This is a genomic window from Paenarthrobacter sp. FR1 (assembly GCF_051106045.1).
Classification (GTDB): domain Bacteria; phylum Actinomycetota; class Actinomycetes; order Actinomycetales; family Micrococcaceae; genus Arthrobacter; species Arthrobacter nitroguajacolicus_A.
This window is the reverse complement of the sequence record NZ_JBPFSF010000022.1, coordinates 1-3,766: the sequence shown is the minus strand read 5'-3', so window position 1 is coordinate 3,766 and position 3,766 is coordinate 1. Positions and strand designations below refer to the sequence as shown.

Here is a 3,766-nt window from a genome sequence, read left to right as displayed (position 1 = left end):
CCCAACGCCGTAGGCCTGGTGGACCAGGAACTGCTCGCCCTTGCAGTGGACTCAGGAGCGATTGCCTCCGAAGGACAGTGGACAGCCAACGCAGACCTCGTCATGAAGACCCCTGCCACCGTGGCGGCCGGCAACTACACCGCCAAACTCACCCTATCCCTGTTCGAATAGCCCCATCCAGCCTAAGGGCCTTGGCGCTGATGCCAAATGGTCAGCCTCGCGCGTCCGGCCGACTACCGGAACTAGAGAATAAGGAATAGTCAGATGAGAAAAATGGGAATCGTGGCACGGTGTTCAGCCGCCACCGCGGCCACAGCATTGTTGCTGGGCGCCGCAGGGACGGCGACGGCTGCCCCGGTCACCGTCGTCGCCGACGCCACGGTGGCCGTGACCGGCGGGGTCCAGGACGGGGCGTCTTATAGCTTTGTTGGTGTCCAGAGTGGCCGGGCGGTGACAGCTTCAAACGGTTCCCCGGCAACGGTGCTCAGCGATTCGATCGCAGGGCCGAACCAGGTGTGGAAGGCCACATTGATCGTTGACGAAGAAGGGACGGCGAATGATCGTTATGTCCTCCGTCTCGTCGATGGCCGTGCTCTTGCCGCCAATTCAAATGGCACCACACTGCGCACCGTCACTGACCAGGAGGCACTGGCCGACTCTCTAACTCAGTGGCTTTTCAAGTCCACCAACGGTACGTCGTTCAGCATTTTGAATGCCGGGCGGCAGCAGGTTTTGGATGTGTCGAACCAGTCCACGCATGAGGGTGCCTGGATTGGGTTGTGGACCTCCAATGGAGGGGCTAACCAGGCTTTCACCCTCCGGAATGCCAGTGAGGGTGCCGGCTATAACAGTTTCCGGCCCGGTCAGGACTGGCGCGATAACAACGGCAAGCTGATCCAGGCCCACGGTGGCCAGGTGGTCACGTCCAAGGATTCCGCAGGCAAGACCATCTACTACCTGTACGGCGAGGACCACACTTACGGTTACAGCGACTCTCCTGGGGTGCACGGGTACAGCTCCTACGACCTCTACAACTGGAAAGACGAAGGCGTCGTCATGCGTGCGCTGTCGTCGCGCGGGCAGATCGACACGGATCCGTACTTCCAGAACCTCTACTCGGGCTACACCACCGAGCAGCGGGCCGGGGTATTCCGGGATCTTGTGACCACCCGCACTGACCCGAATATGCCTGCGGCCACCATCTGGCGTCCGAAAGTGATACACAATGAGGCCACCGGGAAATGGGTGATGTGGCTCCACTCATCCGGACCTTCCGAGACCTCGAACGCCATCTATGCAAAAGCCCGGGGCGGCGTGGCAATTTCCGATTCGCCCTTTGGTCCGTTCCGCTATATAGACAGCTACCCGTTGCATCACGCTGACCCCTCGGACCCTACCAACCACGCCCCGAACAACCCCGGCATGGCCAGGGACATGAACCTCTTTGTGGATGACGATGGCACCGGCTACATCATCTATTCCAGCGAAGAGAACCAGACGATGTTCATTTCCAAGCTCAATGCCGACTACACCTACCTTTCCACGGCGCCCGAGGCCGCGGTTGAGGGTGTCGACTACAAGCGCATCTTTGTCGGCTGGTCCCGTGAAGCCCCGGCCATGTTCCGCCATGGTGATCGCTATTTCCTGCTCACCTCAGGCACCCGGGACTGGACGCCGAACCCCACTCAGTACGCAACCGCAAAGAGTGTGCTGGGGGACTGGACTGCACTGGGAGACCCCTTCCCGGGATGGGCGCAGCACAACTCCTGGGACACCCAACCCACATCAGTGATCCCGGTGGACCGTGAACAAGGCAAGTACATCTACATGGGCGATCGCTGGAACGGTGGCACAGACTTGGCCAACGCGCAGATGGTATGGCTGCCCCTGACCATGGCAGAAGGGGGCTCTGACTTCGATGTCGCAATCAAAGATGAATGGACACTTGAGGATCTTGATGCGAACGCGGCCTGGAACGTCACCGGTGTTCCTGCGAGCCTGGCGGTGGGTTCACCATTCAGTGTCAGCAACGTGACGGTCACCCAGAACGGGCAGAGCACCACCCAACCCGTGACCTGGCAGGTCAAGGGCAACACGAACACGGCCGGTGTCATCACGGCCACCGGTACCTTGCCTGGTTTCGGTAACCGGACGTTCACCCGGACCATCCCGGTGGTCCCGGACGGTGTCCGGTACGCAGTGAACGCCGGCGGTCAGCAAACCGCTGACTGGACCGCGTTGATGGCAGCAGCTGCCCAGGACGGTCCTGTCCTGAACAGTACGGCGGACCAGCCGTTCAACGTTGATCCGGTCACGGGTAAGACCTGGGGTTATGAGAGTGAAGGCAGCGGCGTGAACGGTACCGCTGACGGAAATATCTTCACCACCCTCCGCTACGCCACCGGAGGACACGACTTGAACTACAAGTTCACCGATCTGGCTCCGGGTACCTACACGGTTTACGCCGGATACTACGATCCGTGGGCCCAGTGGGATGACCGCGGGGCGAAGGTCACCGTCAACGGTGCCGTGGTTGAAGCCGATCACGACTACAGCGGCGAGTACCAGTCCGCTGCGTACCAGAACGTCACGGTGGGTTCGGACGGGAAGCTGGCCTTCTCCCTGATCCCCACCCGCGGCACAAACGTGCAGCTGAGCTGGCTGATGATCGCCAACCCGGTCCCAGCCGCACCGCAGTTGAACGTCACCGCAGTGGCCAGCACCAAGTGCGTGGCAGGAAAGGTCACCGTGACCGCGCAGCTGACCAACAACGACACGAAGTCGGTTCAGGCCACGTTCACCTCGGCGTACGGAACCAAGACCTTCGCTGAGGTCAAGCCGGGCAAGAACGCGGTCCACGCCTTCACCACCCGTGCCGCTTCCCTACCGGCAGGCACCGTGGCCGTCGAAGCCAAGGCCACAGTCAACGGCCAACCCGTAACAGTGACAGTGAACGCCGCCTACAAAGCAGCATCCTGCAACTAATTTGACGCTGGTGGCCCGCCCGAACGGCGGCCCACCAGCGTCCATCAAGGACCGCAGGCGCCACCATCACGACTGCCACAGATTTGCTGCTGGGCGGCGTCGTCAGGGTCCACGACGCTATACAGCCGGTCACTCCGCACCGTTGACCTCAAGGCCATCCAAGCGCTGACTCTCGGCGGTCGGCCTCGTGCGTCTGGCCGACTACCGGAACTAGAGAATAAGGAATAGTCAGATGAGAAAAATGGGAATCGTGGCACGGTGTTCAGCCGCCGCCGCGGTCACAGCATTGTTGCTGGGCGCCGCAGGGACGGCGACGGCTGCCCCGGTCACCGTCGTCGCCGACGCCACGGTGGCCGTGACCGGCGGGGTCCAGGACGGGGCGTCTTATAGCTTTGTTGGTGTCCAGAGTGGCCGGGCGGTGACAGCTTCAAACGGTTCCCCGGCAACGGTGCTCAGCGATTCGATCGCAGGGCCGAACCAGGTGTGGAAGGCCACATTGATCGTTGACGAAGAAGGGACGGCGAATGATCGTTATGTCCTCCGTCTCGTCGATGGCCGTGCTCTTGCCGCCAATTCAAATGGCACCACCCTGCGCACCGTCACTGACCAGGAGGCACTGGCCGACTCTCTAACTCAGTGGCTTTTCAAGTCCACCAACGGTACGTCGTTCAGCATTCTGAATGCCGGGCGGCAGCAGGTTTTGGATGTGTCGAATCAGTCCACGCATGAGGGTGCCTGGATTGGGTTGTGGACCTCCAATGGAGGGGCTAACCAGGCTTTC

2 protein-coding genes are annotated in these 3,766 nt (G+C 61.3%); both read left to right on the top strand.

Going from position 1 to position 3,766, the window contains the following annotated elements; all coding sequences use genetic code 11:
- The first annotated feature begins 264 nt into the window (after positions 1-264).
- Positions 265-2,985 carry a family 43 glycosylhydrolase gene (locus ACR30Z_RS22525; protein ID WP_434374669.1) on the top strand — a complete coding sequence of 907 codons (2,721 nt, stop codon included), beginning with the start codon at positions 265-267 and terminating at the stop codon, positions 2,983-2,985.
- A 232-nt stretch (positions 2,986-3,217) separates the two neighbouring features.
- On the top strand, positions 3,218-3,766 hold a 549-nt coding region (locus ACR30Z_RS22520), incomplete at its 3' end, for an RICIN domain-containing protein (protein WP_434374668.1).

What these genes read in the sequence shown, in the direction of transcription:
- ACR30Z_RS22525 (WP_434374669.1), top strand. Translation starts at nt 265, where the DNA reads ATGAGAAAAATGGGAATCGTGGCACGGTGTTCAGCCGCCACCGCGGCC.